The 14,453-nt window shown below is 43.7% G+C and carries 14 protein-coding genes; 6 read left to right on the forward strand and 8 right to left on the reverse strand.

The annotated features are described in order from the left end of the window. Positions 1–94: 94 nt before the first annotated feature. Positions 95–493: a ribonuclease P protein component gene (rnpA, locus tag V6259_RS00765; RefSeq protein ID WP_341582943.1), complete on the reverse strand. Its 399-nt coding sequence runs from the start codon at positions 491–493 to the stop codon at positions 95–97. Between the two features lie 8 nt (positions 494–501). Then, on the reverse strand, positions 502–636 hold the full coding sequence (rpmH, locus tag V6259_RS00770; protein WP_084035504.1) for a 50S ribosomal protein L34: 135 nt from the start codon (positions 634–636) through the stop codon (positions 502–504). Positions 637–1,149: 513 nt separating this feature from the next. Here rpmH and dnaA point away from each other — a divergent pair. From dnaA to gyrB, 4 genes are all read left to right on the forward strand, one after another. After that, entirely contained in the window at positions 1,150–2,706 is a 1,557-nt protein-coding gene (gene dnaA, locus V6259_RS00775; RefSeq protein ID WP_133010661.1) for a chromosomal replication initiator protein DnaA, read from the forward strand. A 32-nt stretch (positions 2,707–2,738) separates the two neighbouring features. After that, positions 2,739–3,836: a DNA polymerase III subunit beta gene (gene dnaN / locus V6259_RS00780; protein WP_133010662.1), complete on the forward strand. Its 1,098-nt coding sequence runs from the start codon at positions 2,739–2,741 to the stop codon at positions 3,834–3,836. Between the two features lie 81 nt (positions 3,837–3,917). After that, the gene (gene recF / locus V6259_RS00785; protein ID WP_133010663.1) at positions 3,918–5,024 is read left to right on the forward strand and encodes a DNA replication/repair protein RecF; all 1,107 of its coding nucleotides are present in this window, start codon (positions 3,918–3,920) and stop codon (positions 5,022–5,024) included. Then, positions 5,025–7,448: a DNA topoisomerase (ATP-hydrolyzing) subunit B gene (gyrB, locus tag V6259_RS00790; protein ID WP_341582944.1), complete on the forward strand. Its 2,424-nt coding sequence runs from the start codon at positions 5,025–5,027 to the stop codon at positions 7,446–7,448. A gap of 129 nt (positions 7,449–7,577) precedes the next feature. Here the strand turns inward: gyrB and V6259_RS00795 are convergent, their stop codons facing one another. Next, entirely contained in the window at positions 7,578–8,429 is an 852-nt protein-coding gene (locus tag V6259_RS00795; protein ID WP_341582945.1) for an SDR family oxidoreductase, read from the reverse strand. A gap of 83 nt (positions 8,430–8,512) precedes the next feature. On the opposite strand from V6259_RS00795, the gene V6259_RS00800 reads away from it, so the two are divergent. Next, on the forward strand, positions 8,513–8,926 hold the full coding sequence (locus tag V6259_RS00800; protein ID WP_341582946.1) for a winged helix-turn-helix transcriptional regulator: 414 nt from the start codon (positions 8,513–8,515) through the stop codon (positions 8,924–8,926). A 30-nt stretch (positions 8,927–8,956) separates the two neighbouring features. On the opposite strand, the gene V6259_RS00805 is transcribed toward V6259_RS00800, so the two are convergent. Together V6259_RS00805 and V6259_RS00810 are read right to left on the reverse strand one after the other, a co-directional pair. Next, positions 8,957–10,609: an FAD-binding oxidoreductase gene (locus tag V6259_RS00805; protein WP_341582947.1), complete on the reverse strand. Its 1,653-nt coding sequence runs from the start codon at positions 10,607–10,609 to the stop codon at positions 8,957–8,959. Between the two features lie 41 nt (positions 10,610–10,650). Beyond that, complete coding sequence (locus V6259_RS00810; RefSeq protein WP_341582948.1) at positions 10,651–11,046, reverse strand: VOC family protein; 396 nt, start codon at positions 11,044–11,046, stop codon at positions 10,651–10,653. Positions 11,047–11,145: 99 nt separating this feature from the next. Here V6259_RS00810 and V6259_RS00815 point away from each other — a divergent pair, with 99 nt between their 5' ends. Further along, positions 11,146–11,727, forward strand: coding sequence for a CGNR zinc finger domain-containing protein (locus V6259_RS00815; RefSeq protein WP_341582949.1), 582 nt, complete (start codon positions 11,146–11,148; stop codon positions 11,725–11,727). A 50-nt stretch (positions 11,728–11,777) separates the two neighbouring features. Here the strand turns inward: V6259_RS00815 and gmhB are convergent, their stop codons facing one another. From gmhB to V6259_RS00830, 3 genes are all read right to left on the reverse strand, one after another. Beyond that, entirely contained in the window at positions 11,778–12,335 is a 558-nt protein-coding gene (gene gmhB / locus V6259_RS00820; RefSeq protein ID WP_341582950.1) for a D-glycero-beta-D-manno-heptose 1,7-bisphosphate 7-phosphatase, read from the reverse strand. A gap of 70 nt (positions 12,336–12,405) precedes the next feature. Continuing rightward, positions 12,406–12,879, reverse strand: coding sequence for a Cys-tRNA(Pro) deacylase (gene ybaK, locus V6259_RS00825; RefSeq protein WP_341582951.1), 474 nt, complete (start codon positions 12,877–12,879; stop codon positions 12,406–12,408). 15 nt (positions 12,880–12,894) lie between these two features. After that, positions 12,895–14,343, reverse strand: coding sequence for a TrkH family potassium uptake protein (locus tag V6259_RS00830; protein ID WP_341582952.1), 1,449 nt, complete (start codon positions 14,341–14,343; stop codon positions 12,895–12,897). Between the last annotated feature and the right edge of the window lie 110 nt (positions 14,344–14,453).

The following is a 14,453-nucleotide window of genomic DNA, read 5'->3' on the forward strand; positions in this document are numbered from 1 at the left end:
TATTCAACTAATTTGTTTGGTTGGACAGATGGGTTCACAGAACCCTATTTAAAAATCACGCGCTATTAAACCAGCCTTTGACTGTTTTTTCAGCTTATTTCTGTTTCGAATTAACGTGTTTTTTGTTCGGAGGTGTTTTTTTCGATTTTTTCGCCAATTGATCCCACGCTTTATCTAAGCGAGAGCTCAACGTTGGGTTATCGAGTTCTTTAATACCCTGACGAGCAAGAAAGACAATATCGAGGCCAGCTAGAGGTATTTTGTGGTGGCGAAAAGAATCCCGCACCAAACGTTTGATACGATTCCGGCCTACAGCACGTTTATCCGTTTTTTTAGCAACAATAAGGCCCAACCGAGTTTGGTCGTCCTCTCGTTTTCTTGCTAATAGAAGGAATTCACCCGCGAAGACTTTGGAGGTGGTGTCGTTAAAGACGGATTGATAATCCCCGGCATTCAGAAGTCTGACATGCCGAGGAAAACAATATTCGGTCATCAGCGTGTTTATGCGCTTAATACCTTGCGGCCACGAGCACGACGACGAGCGACGATTTGACGTCCGCTTTTAGTAGCCATACGAGCACGGAAACCGTGGTTGCGTTTGCGTTTTAGAACGCTAGGTTGAAAAGTTCTTTTCATCTTTATTCACTCACTGAAGCAGTGTTTCAGTTTTGAGGGTTAGCCTTAGCCAAGCCTCTACATTTTGATTCAAAATCAGGGCGCGGATTTTAAAACCTTTCTCTAAGAAATTCAATCACTACTGATGCTTAATTATTAAAAAAATACCTCCACATTTAATTAAATACTTACTAACAGACTTGTACCTGATCAGTGGACAATATTTTTTAAACCTCCGTAAAGTTATCAACAGGTAAAAATATAAAAAAATTATATGTATAAAAATCAAAATGATAATGCCATTTTTACTTGTGGAAAACATTTCTAGTAACCGCTTGTATACATGTGTATAAGTGCCTGTTTTATACACAAAGGAAAAATCTTATCTACCGCTGTGTATAACCTTACCTGTTATTAACAAATTTTAGTTTTATACCATTAAATGTGTGTTTTTCGATTTATGTGTGGATAACTAAATTTCTGCAGGGTAAAATCCGCCTCTTATCTGTCACTCAATCAGGGAGTACGCCAACAGTGTCTTTGGAGCATTGGAATCTTTGCCTTCGGCGTTTACAGGACGAGTTTTCCACATTGCAGTTTAACACTTGGATTCGTCCGTTAGAGGCTGAAATTACGCCCAATGGTGAATTGTGCTTACGCGCCCCTAACCGTTTTGTGTTGGATTGGGTGAGTAACAAGTATCAAGCGCGCATTAAAGAGCTATTGTCAGAATTGGCAGGAGCCGATCCATCGCCCGTTTTACGTTTTGCGGTAAAAGAGCAAAACTTTGCGCAAGCTAACCAATCTGCCCCACGTCCACCTGCGCCCCCAGTTGAGCCTGTATCTAGTCCACTTAATAATGAAGTGGCTAATGAGTCAGGTTATCACCCTGGCGTTGGTTTTGGTCTCATGGATGGTGAAGGTACTCAACATGCTGATTTAGAGTTTGAAGCACCATTAACATTATCTGGTGCAGGATTACGTGGTAATGATTTAGAGCCCTATGAACAAGGGCAGCTTCCTTTAACACCACCTAAGCGTAAGGTCGATGTTGAAGGTGGTATCAATCACGGCGCCAATCTAAATAATTCTTTTACCTTTGAAAACTTCATCGAGGGTAAATCGAATCAACTTGCTCATGCAGCCGCATTGCAAGTCGCAGAAAATCCAGGCGGTGCTTACAACCCACTCTTTATATACGGTGGCGTTGGCTTAGGTAAAACTCACTTAATGCAAGCCGTTGGTACAGAAATGATGCGTCACAATCCGAATGCTAAGGTGGTTTATCTGCATTCAGAGCGTTTCGTAGCGGATATGGTAAAAGCATTGCAACTAAACGCGATCAACGATTTTAAACGATATTATCGTTCGGTAGATGCGTTACTTATTGATGACATTCAATTTTTTGCAGGTAAAGACCGTACTCAAGAAGAGTTTTTCCATACCTTTAATGCCTTACTGGAAGGCGGGCAACAGATGATTCTTACCTGTGACCGTTATCCTAAAGAAATTAATGGCTTAGAAGATCGTCTGAAATCACGTTTTGGTTGGGGGCTGACGGTTGCTATTGAGCCGCCTGAGCTAGAAACCCGTGTTGCTATCTTGATGCGTAAAGCGGATGAAAGCGGCGTGAAGCTGTCGTATGATTCAGCCTTCTTTATTGCTCAAAAAATTCGCTCTAATGTGCGAGAATTGGAAGGTGCATTGAAACGAGTCATCGCCAATTCTCACTTTACTGGTCGGGCGATTACACCAGATTTTGTTCGCGAGTCACTAAAAGATCTTTTGGCCTTGCAAGATAAGCTGGTGAACATTGATAATATCCAGCGCATTGTGGCGGAATATTATAAAATTAAGATCAGCGATTTGTTATCCAAGCGTCGCAGTCGTTCTGTCGCTCGTCCTCGTCAAGTTGCCATGTCACTTGCGAAGGAATTGACCAACCATAGCTTGCCAGAAATTGGTGATGCGTTTGGCGGCCGTGATCACACCACGGCTTTGCATGCGATTCGTAAGATCAAAGAACTACAAGATACGGATTCTGATATCCGTGAAGACTACAAACAATTGATGCGAATTCTGACCACCTGATGGTCTAAGACGTTGAGTTAACGGGGAAAATAATGAAATTTTCAGTTGTCCGCGAGACACTTCTTAAGCCACTTCAATTGGTGGCGGGCGTTGTAGAGCGCAAACAGACCATGCCTGTTTTGGCCAATGTATTGGTGGAAGTAAAAGACCAAACATTAACCCTTACCGGTTCGGATTTGGAAGTGGAATTGGTGGGCCATGTCCCATTAGACGAGTGTGAAGAAGGTCGTATTACTGTACCTGCTCGTAAACTAATGGACATCTGCAAAAGTTTGCCAGACAGTGCTGTTATTGAATTTACACTTGATGAGCAAAAAGCGGTGATTCGTTCTGGTCGCTCGCGTTTTAGTTTGTCGACATTACCAGCCGATGAATTTCCGAATATTCAAGACATGCAAGGTGATCTAACGGTCTCTATCCCGCAAATAAGTGTGCGTCGTTTGATTGATCGCACCGGCTTTGCCATGGCTAACCAGGATGTTCGTTACTATCTTAACGGCATGTTGTTCGAAGTTGCTGATGGTCAGTTACGAGTTGTAGCAACCGATGGTCACCGTTTGGCGACAGCGGTTGAAGATGCACAAGTGAGTGGTGATTTAACGCAAGTCATTGTCCCTCGTAAGGGTGTCTTGGAGTTAAATCGTCTATTAAACGATACCGAAGAAGTGGTTGAACTAACGATTAGTTCCAATCATATTCGCGCAAAAGTAGGCGAATTTGTCTTCACATCTAAGCTTGTTGACGGCAAATTCCCAGATTATCATCGGGTTATTCCTCGTAATAACGAGAAAATCATTATTGCGGATCGTCTTGAGCTACGCCAAGTCTTTTTACGCGCTTCGATTCTATCGAATGAAAAATACCGCGGTGTACGTTTAATTTTGTCTAACGGCATGTTGCAAGTTTTTGCTAATAACCCAGAGCAAGAAGAAGCCGAAGAATCCGTATTGGTTCAATACCAAGGCGATAATCTAGAAGTTGGCTTTAACGTGGGTTATTTGTTGGATGTTCTGGGTGTGGTCGATACACAAGAAGTGCGTTTATCGCTCAATGACTCCAATAGCAGTGCGCTCGTTGAAGAAGCACAAAGCCATGCGGCACAGTACGTTGTGATGCCAATGCGCCTATGATCTCTTGTTAACCATGTAGTCATTAGTTGCCTAATGACTACATGGTTTTCTCTTTCTCACTCCGATTAAGGTTTCCGCTTTATGCCGCTGGTGCGTTTGGACATCTCTCATGTTCGCAACCTCTCAAGTGTGCGCTTTGAACCTTCGCCTCAAGTTAATATAATTATTGGTGAAAACGGCAGTGGTAAAACCTCTGTTCTTGAAGCCATTCATTTGCTCTCTTTCGGGCGTTCCTTTCGTAGTCATAAACACAAAACCTACATCCAACACGAAAACGAGCACTGTTTAGTGTTCGCCCAATTGCATCAAGAGCAAGGCAATCCAATCCCTGTCGGGCTGCAACGCCATAGAGATGGGAAAATAGACGTGCACATTCAAGGTCAGCGTGCCCAATCAGTTGTGGAACTTGCTGAACGTTTGCCTGTGCAACTTATTAACCCTGATGCGTTTCGATTATTGGAAGGTGCTCCTAGCGTTAGAAGGCAGTTTATTGACTGGGGCGTGTTCCATTTTGACGGTGAATTTATTCGTGCATGGCGTGGCTGGCAAAAAGCATTAAAACAGCGGAATACCTTGCTCAGACGTGGTAAAATATCTCCCAGTTTATTGGCGGCTTTTGATCAGGAATTAATCCGCCTCGGTGAACAGGTCAATACCTCGCGTAAAGCTTATGTTGAACGCCTAACGCCTTATTTTTTAAAGGTGTTAGCTCTGCTGAACGAAGACTTAACCGTCTCTCTGCAATTCTTCCAAGGCTGGGATTCTCAAAAATCCTTACAAATGGCTGTGGAAGCTGGACGAGAGCGCGATATTGAACTGGGTTATACGCATACCGGCCCACAAAGAGCCGATTTACGTGTAAAAGCCGAGACTGGCGATGCATTAGATACCTTGTCACGTGGACAGCAAAAGTTAGTCGTGTCCGCATTGAAAATCGCCCAAGGGCAACTACTGATCGACATGGGTCGCCCCTTGGTCTTTTTAGTGGACGATTTACCCGCAGAGTTAGATGCCAATCATAGGCAAAAACTGTGTCGTTTATTGGAATCACTAAACAGCCAAATTTTTATTACGAGTGTTGGACCAGATACCACGGATTTTACGTGGGCCGACACCACAGACGTTCGTCACTTTTCTATGAATAACGGCGAATTGTCCTTATCGAGCAAAGGTTTGCAGGAGAGTTAAATGAGTGAAAATAATTACGATTCGTCCAGTATCAAGGTGCTCAAAGGGCTAGATGCCGTACGTAAACGCCCTGGTATGTACATTGGCGACACGGACGACGGAACCGGTTTGCACCATATGGTGTTCGAAGTTGTAGATAACTCGATTGATGAAGCCTTAGCGGGTCATTGTGATACGGTCACGGTACTTATTCATCCAGATGAATCGATTTCTGTTTCTGATAACGGCCGTGGTATCCCTGTGGATATGCACGAAGAAGAAGGCGTATCTGCTGCCGAAGTTATCATGACCGTTCTGCATGCTGGCGGTAAGTTTGATGACAATTCTTATAAGGTCTCTGGCGGTCTTCATGGTGTAGGTATTTCAGTAGTAAATGCTCTATCTGAAGCCGTTACCTTGACGATCCGTAAAGAAGGTAAAGTCTATGAGCAGCATTATACTCATGGCGTACCAGATGCACCGTTAGCCATTGTCGGCGAGTCCGATGGTGCGGGTACGACGGTTCATTTCAAACCATCTGCTGAAACATTCAGTAATATCTTATTTGTTTATGACATCTTAGCGAAACGCCTTCGTGAATTGTCTTTCTTGAACTCTGGTGTTGCGATTCATCTAAAAGATGAGCGTACAGGTAAAGAAGATTTCTTTAACTATTCCGGTGGTTTACGTTCGTTTGTTGAGCATTTGAATACCAACAAAACCCCTATCAATGATATTTTTCACTTCATCTGCCAACGTGATGACCTGGAAGACGGTATCGCGGTTGAAGTGGCATTGCAGTGGAATGAAGGTTTCCAAGAGAACATCTACTGTTATACCAATAACATCCCTCAGCGCGATGGTGGTGCTCACTTAGCGGGTTTCCGTGGCGCGTTGACGCGTACTTTGAACACCTTTATTGAGAAAGAAGGTCTAGCGAAAAAACAAAAAGTAGCGACCACCGGAGATGATTCTCGTGAAGGTTTGACCGCGATTGTGTCTGTGAAAGTACCCGATCCAAAATTCTCTTCTCAGACCAAAGATAAGCTTGTCTCTTCTGAAGTGAAAACGGCCGTTGAACAAGAAATGAGTAAGCGCTTTTCTGAGTACCTTCTTGAGAAACCAAACGAAGCCAAAATCATAGTTAACAAAATGATTGATGCGGCTCGTGCTCGTGAAGCCGCACGTCGTGCGCGCGACATGACTCGTCGTAAAGGCGCGTTAGACATCGCAGGCTTGCCAGGTAAATTGGCCGATTGTCAGGAGAAAGACCCAGCACTTTCCGAAATCTACCTAGTGGAGGGTGATTCTGCGGGTGGTTCTGCAAAACAAGGTCGTGACCGTCGTACACAAGCGATTTTGCCTCTTAAAGGTAAAATTCTTAACGTCGAGAAAGCACGTTTTGACAAAATGCTATCGTCTGTCGAAGTAGGTACTCTAATTACCGCTCTAGGTTGTGGTATTGGCCGTGATGAGTTCAATGCAGACAAACTACGCTACCACAGCATCGTCATCATGACCGATGCCGACGTCGATGGATCGCACATTCGTACCTTGTTGCTGACTTTCTTCTTCCGTCAAATGCCAGAGATCATCGAACGCGGTCATATCTTTATTGCGCAACCGCCATTGTTTAAAATCAAACGTGGTAAGCAAGAGCAATACATTAAAGATGAAGCGGCGATGCAGCAATACTTGATCGAAGTGGCGTTAGATGGCGCGCACATGCACGTTAATGAAGAAGCACCGGGCATTCAAGGCGAACATCTAGCAACATTGGTTCGTGATTACATTCGCATTGAAGGTGATATTGACCGTTTGTCTCGTGTATACCCAAAAGATGTTATGGGTAAGCTTCTGTACTGCAAAGCGTTAACTCAAGACGATCTAATGAACGAAGCCGCCGTAACAGAATGGGTCGAAGCGATTCGTAGCCAAATGCCATTGGATGCACGTACCGGTTTCCGTTTTGACTTCTCAGTAGAGAAAGACGATGAGCGTAACTTGTACTTGCCAGTGGTCAACATCATGTCTCATGGTGTGTCGAACCGTTACCGTTTTGAAGCGACTTTCTTCAACTCTCCTGAATACAAGCGCATTGTGGCTATGTCTGAAACCGTCGCTGAATTGTTTGGTGAAGAATCTTTCATCCAACGTGGCGAACGTCGTCAGCCGGTAGAAACCATCAGCGACATGAAAGCTTGGTTGATGAAAGAAGCGTCTCGTGGCTTAACGACACAGCGTTACAAAGGACTGGGTGAGATGAACCCTGACCAGCTATGGGAAACAACAATGGACCCAGATGCACGCCGTATGTTGCGGGTTACCATCGACGACGCTGTTGCCGCTGACCAAATGTTCACAACCTTAATGGGTGACGAAGTAGAACCACGTCGTAACTTCATTCAAGAAAATGCCTTGAATGTAGCGAACTTGGATATCTGATTCTTCGTACCAATATTCTTCAAAAAAGCGGTTAGAGTGAAAACTCTAACCGCTTTTTTTATGGCTAGATAAGCCTTTTATTAATAATAGGTCTGAATCATGGTTGTTACATGATCCATCTACACTGCTTTAAAGTGCGGCTTTGATGCTGTCTTCGATTGGTGTCGTTGGTCGGCCGATCAGTGTCGATAATGTTTTACTGTCATTGAATAAGCCGCCTTTTGATGCGCCAACGTCTGAGTCTGCGAGTATGGCGGCAAGGCCTTCAGGTAAGCCAACTTGAACGAGTACTTTAGCGTATTCTGCTTCTGGTAGGTTTTGGTAGACCACGCTTTTACCATTGATCTGACTGATTTTTTGTGCGTATTCGGCTAACGTAAACGCATTGTCTCCTGCTAACTCGTATACTTTTCCAGCTTGGTTTTCAGCTGTAATAGCGACCGCCGCGGCTTCTGCATAGTCTGCTCGTGCTGCTGTGGCGTATTTACCCTCTTCTGCACTGCCTAAAACAGCGCCATGTTCAATGGCCATAGCGACGGTGCCAGTGTAGTTTTCTGAGTACCAGCCGTTGCGCAATAGAACATGAGGAACACCAGAATCTAGTAGCGCTTGTTCTGTTTCTACGTGTTCCGCAGCAAGAGCCAATGGCGAGTTTTGCGCATCGAGAATGCTGGTATACGCCAGTAGTTCAACCTTGGCATCTTTTGCCGCTTGAATCAGGTTTTTATGCTGTGGTGTACGTTGGCCCACTTCACTGGATGACACCAGCACAACTCGCTTTACGCCTTCCATTGCAGCGGTTAAAGACGCTGTATCTGTGTAGTCCGCTTGGCGCACAATAATACCCTGCTCTGCTAAGTCTTGTGCTTTTTCAGGTGAACGTACGGCTGCGACGATTTGATTGGCAGGCGTGCCGCGTTGGATTAAATTTGCGACGATAAGACGGCCCAATTGACCTGATGCACCGGTGACTAAAATCATGGTTTTCTCCTTTGAGTTGTTCGTTGATGAGAGTAGAATAATCCACTAACAAACTTTTAGTAAGTACATACAAAAAGGTAAGTATGAAAAAACATGATAATAATTTAAATGGATCTGAAGAAACGGGGTTAAGCCAAAAGTTTAATCGCGGAAATGTATTTTCAGACCAATGTCCCTCTCGGAATATTCTCAAGCATGTAACGAGCCGCTGGGCTGTACTCGTGTTATTGGCCTTGAAAGGTGGAGAAACACACCGTTTTAGTGAGCTACGTCGTACTATACATGGCGTTAGTGAGAAGATGCTGGCGCAGACGCTGCAAGTGTTGGAGAAAGATGGTTTTATATTGAGAGTGTCTTATCCTGTCGTACCGCCTCATGTGGAATACAGCTTGACTGAGATCGGCCAGCAAGTATCAGAGCACGTCATTGGGTTGGCGGATTGGATCGAGGACAATATAGACATTCTGATTAAGTCAGAAAATGAGGTCATGGACTAACATGACCTCATTGTTTATTTGCTGGGGAGTCTAAAAACTTTCGGAGTATATGTGGTCTCGTCTTATGCCAAGCGCTTCAAGTTTTATTATTAAATCAGTAAGGAAATTTGTAGGCCCGCATAGGTAAAAGTCGGCGTTTAAATCGGCTACTTTTCGTTGAATGAGCTCTCCTGTAATTCGCCCTGTTTCATCGTAGTCTTCGCCAAGTGTATCCTGCTCGCTAGGCTGACTAAATAAGATATCCAGATGAAACCTATCATGCTGCTTTTCTAGAACCCGAATTTCAGGTAGCAAAGGTGCATGGGTACCATTACGAGCGCCATAAAAAAAATGAATCGAGGGCGCAACATTTGATTGGATCGCGGAATGTAACATGCTGACTAAAGGAGTGGCGCCAATGCCAGCACTGATTAATACCACTGGGCGGGTGGGAAATTTTAGTAGGAAGTCGCCATTAGGTTTTTTAGCCTGAATAATATCGCCAACTTGAATGGAATCGTGCAAATAGCGTGAGCCCAGACCATGGCTCTCACGTTTAACACTGATGCGATAGTGTTCGTCTGTTGGTGAGTTTGAAAGAGAATAAGTTCGTTCTGTAAGAGCATCTTGCGCAGATAAAGCGAGTTGTATTGGCAGGTATTGTCCTGCTCGAAAAACTGGCAGCGCGGTTTGATTGTGTGAAACGAGTTCGAACGAGGTGACATCGTCGCTTTCTACGACCTTTTTGGTGACCATTAGTCCACCTTTAATGCCTTCTGGTAAGCGCCAGCGCAATGGCAAAACACCGTCTAACTGTACTATTTTATCTATATCTATGTTCAATAATCGATGTGCGCCTTGGTACGCTCGTACTTTTTCTGAATCCCAATCTATTTTTGCTCGACCACTCAATTGCAATAAACTGCCTGTATCGAAGTCAATAAATAGTAATCCTATTAAAGGGTCTAACAGTAAATTCCCGATGGTGTTAAAGAAATTATTACCAGAATAATCAGGTATAACCAATTTATTATCATTAGAAATGGTTACAAATCCCGCGGCGCCACCACGGTGTGAAGCGTCCATCCCATAAGCTGATGGTTTGTTTTCATCGTGACTGTCTTCTGAATAGCCGCTGGCAATAAACAGAGTGTCTGCAGATGCGATCCATTTCTTCATAGAGGGTGTTAAGTGGCGATGCTGTGTAACAGATATTTTATTCTCATCAACATCGGTATGTTGCCATTCTCTTTCTGAAATGTACTGGGGACAATTTCCATAAGATTGAGAAACGGCGAAAGTGATGCCGCTTTTATCTGCCTTTGTTACTGAGCCACTCGCCCTGTTACGACGACGACTTTCTAATTCAATACCAATAAGGCCGATTTCAGCGCCATCTGTAAAAGCATGTTCAAGTGCATCGCCTTTGTTTGGTAAGGCTGAAAAATGTAAATGTGCCTTGTCTGGTGAAGAAATAAAGCCAATGTCCCCCGCCAACATGGTTACCCAAGGTAAGCCGTTCTTATCTCTAGCAGAAGCGATAATGAAAGGAAGTTGGCGAAAGAAATCACGGTGTTGTTCTGGAAAGAAAGGTCGAATGGCCCTCCCTCCCCAATGGGCAAGTGTTTCACGTGCGCCAACACGTTCTTGCGCTTGCTGTTCACCGATATGAAAAGGTGCATTAGGGGAAGTATTAAAGGCCATATATACCTCTGATATTGTATTAATAAATCATGACGAGGTGATTAAATTGCAATCAATTCAAGGCGAATGTTACCAGGGATTCGGCACATCATGTGTTGCAATCCACTTTCACCTAAATCTTCTGGCGCAAATTCGATGGTCACGTCATCGCGTGAACTTAGTTGTTCATGTAGTAATGCCAACGTCGTCGTGTCGGCAAGACGCAACGCAAAATGGTGTAGCCCAATATTTTCTCGACGATTAAAAGGCGTTGCTTTTTCGGGATTTTCTGCCTGCCAAAGTGTCAGCATGACGACACCATCAGTAACAAAAGCCGCTGGATACGATGGTACTTCTTGTACTTGTGTGAAACCTAATGCTTCTACAAAAAAGGCACTTGCCTCTTTAACGTCAGGAACAGTAAGACCAAGATGATGGATTCCTTGAGTATGTGCCATGTTTTTTTGCCTTCTAATTAGTTAAAAATTATAACCTTTGAAATCAAGGTTTAACGGTTATGTTATATTTCCTTTTCTAACCTGTAAAGATAAATTATAATGGTTAGTATGAGAGAAGATAAAAAAACCTTTATCCGAGTGGGAAATAATCTCGCTGTGGATTTTATCAATACGCAATTCTCCACCCATGAAAAAGTGGTGAATCAACTTGAGTGCCTGCAGGACTTGTTTCAGTGGGCGGCAGAAATGGAGGTGCCTTTAGAAAGTATTGATACCAATGCAAATATAGAAGATGTATGGCAGCTTAGGAGTAGTATAAAAACATTGGTTACTGCAAACACAGACAAGCAGGTATTGCCTGAAGATGCGCTCAGTGTGCTTAATAAGCATTTGCGCAATGCACCGCTTCAGCAGCAATTGTTAGTGGTTAACCAAGATATTTCATTGCAGCCTTTTGATAAAAAACTGTCGGTAGATAAATTGCTTGGAAAAGTAGCTTACGAAGCGGCCAATTTACTGACTTCGCCTCTTAGTCTTCATGTTAAACATTGTTCGAATGAAAAATGCATATTGATGTTTGTGGATACGTCTCGCTCGAAAAAACGGCGATGGTGTAGTATGGATATCTGTGGGAACCGCGCAAAAGCATCGAGCTTTTATCACGCACATAAAGAACAATAGTATTTCAAAATAAAGAGTTAGTAAGTGATCACTAACTCTTTAGTCTTCTATTAGAGATACTTGTGTAATGTTGATATGGTGAAAGCCGCTAGATCGGTATATATTTCGAAATGAAAGTCGATGGCTTTATATTGAGTCTCTCGGCCATTGCCTGTTAGTACAAGTACGGGCGAGCAGCCTCTTGCTTTGCCGGCTTGTAAATCTCTTAATGAGTCTCCTACCATGATGGCTGGCGTCGTTTCGAAAGACAAACCAAGCTGTGTTTCGATGGCTTCAATCATGCCGCTTTTTGGCTTTCGGCATGAGCAATTGTCATCTGGCCCATGTGGGCAATATTCAATACCAGCAATCGAACCGCCTTCTTTCGCGACGAGTGCTTTCATCTTATCGTGCATCGCGTTGAGTGTTGCTTCGTCGTAATAGCCTCGAGCAATACCAGATTGGTTTGTTACGACAAATACCTGAAAACCTGCTTTTGATAATGCCGCAATGGATTTAATACTACCTGGTAACGGAATCCATTCATCGACAGACTTTACATAAGCATCAGAATCTTGGTTAATCACACCGTCTCGGTCTAATAGAATAATGGGTTTTGTTTGCAGCATTGTGTTGATTACCTTTCTTTAAATGTACCTAGCCTTAAATATTAAGACGGATACAAACGTATCTAGTGGATTATTTTTCGTCACGAATGTCAGCAAAGCTTGCCTCATGACACGCTTTGCTTAAATCTTGTGGTGCAAGTCCGATGTCTAATCCTCGCTTTCCGCCGCTCACATAAATTTTTTCAAATGCCAGCGCACTGCTGTCTATGCAAGTTATCAGGCGTTTTTTTTGACCTATAGGACTGATACCGCCGACTAAATACCCTGTTAATCTTTCTGCTTCTTTCGGTTCTGCCATGCGTAACTTTTTCACACGCAAGGCCGCTGCCGCGCGTTTTAAGTTAAGCGTCCCTGTTACTGGGACGATGGCAACAAAGAAGCTTTTCTCATCGCTGACTAATAATGTTTTGAAAACAGTCGCAGGGTTTAAGTTGAGTTTTTCTGCGGCCTCTTCGCCAAAATTATGGCAATCAGCTTCATGCGCATATTCGTGAATAGTCACGGCAATATTGAGTTTCTTTAATAAATCGATAGCCGGAGTCATATACTTCTCTCTTGGTTATTTCTGCCAGAACATAGGCGTAAATAATACCAACAAGGTAAACACCTCTAAACGCCCTAATAGCATAGAAAAACATAACATCCATTTCGCTGGATCATTTACATCTGCGAACGTGTTCGAAACGGCGCCGAGCCCTGGACCTAAGTTGTTTAGCGTGGCAGCAACAGCAGACCATGCTGTTACTTGATCCATACCTGTTGCCATTAAGCCAATCATTAAGACGACATACACTAAAAGGTAAGCGGAAAAGAACCCCCAGACGGCGGAGACCACACGCTCAGGAATGGCCTTGCCACCCACTTTGACAGGGATGACCGCATTAGGATGCACCAGACGCTGTATTTCTCGAACCCCTTGCTTGAGGATTAATAAGATACGAATCACCTTCATACCGCCCCCTGTCGAGCTGGCACAACCACCGGCAAAGGAAGTTACAATTAATAAGAAGGGTAAAAAATGTGGCCACGTCGAGAAATTGGAGGTACTAAAACCAGACGTCGTTGCAATTGAAACACTTTCAAAGACGGCATAGCGTATTGACGTTCCCCAATCATAGGTGGATGTCATTGCTAATACGAAGGTCGATAGCGTGATAGTACAAGCCAAAATAAACAGAAAGAAACGGGCTTCTGGGTCGAGCAAATAATGCAATACGCTTTTATGTCGCCACGCATGAAAATGAAGAGCAAAGTTAAATGCAGAAACGACCATAAAGAAAGTCGCGATCATTTCAATTGGAACACTATTAAAGTAACCAATACTGGCATCATGTGTAGAAAAACCACCGATGGCGACTGTTGAGAAGCTGTGACAAATCGCATCGAATAAACTCATTCCAGCAGCCCAATAACCTAATGCACAAAGACAGGTTAACGTTGCGTAGATGTACCACAGCGCTTTGGCTGTTTCGGCAATACGAGGAGTAAGCTTGGTATCTTTTACTGGGCCAGGTGTTTCTGCCCGATAAAGCTGCATACCACCAATGCCTAGCATAGGCATGATTGCCACGGCCAGAACGATAATCCCCATACCGCCTAACCAAGTTAACAGTTGACGATAAAAGAGAATGGATTCGGGTAAGCCATCAATGCCCGTTAAAATGGTTGCCCCTGTTGTCGTCAACCCGGAGATGGATTCAAACAAAGCATCAGTAAAGGAAAGGTCTGGTGTGTCAGCTAAAAAGAATGGTACTGATCCAAAAAATCCTAGGACTGTCCAAAACAGAACAGTAATCAAAAAGCCATCACGTATTTTTAGCTCCCCGCGGTGATTGCGCACAGGAAACCAAAGGAGAAAACCACCGATTAAGTTAATGCCCATGGCATAAACAAAGGAATCTAAAACGCCATCAGAATAAATTAAAGAGACAATCATAGGCGGAATTAAGGAGAGGCTAAACACCATAACCAATAAACCAATAACGCGTAAAATTACTTTAATATGCATAGCTGCTTCCTAGCACCAGATTCTCTTGAATCTGGTTTGATTAAATCACCTAGCTGAAGGTCTTTTTATTTTCAGCGCCCTCCCATGTCTCGGGCGGATTTCCTCGTGAT

Source organism: Marinomonas sp. TI.3.20 (assembly GCF_038155025.1).
Lineage (GTDB): Bacteria > Pseudomonadota > Gammaproteobacteria > Pseudomonadales > Marinomonadaceae > Marinomonas > Marinomonas flavescens.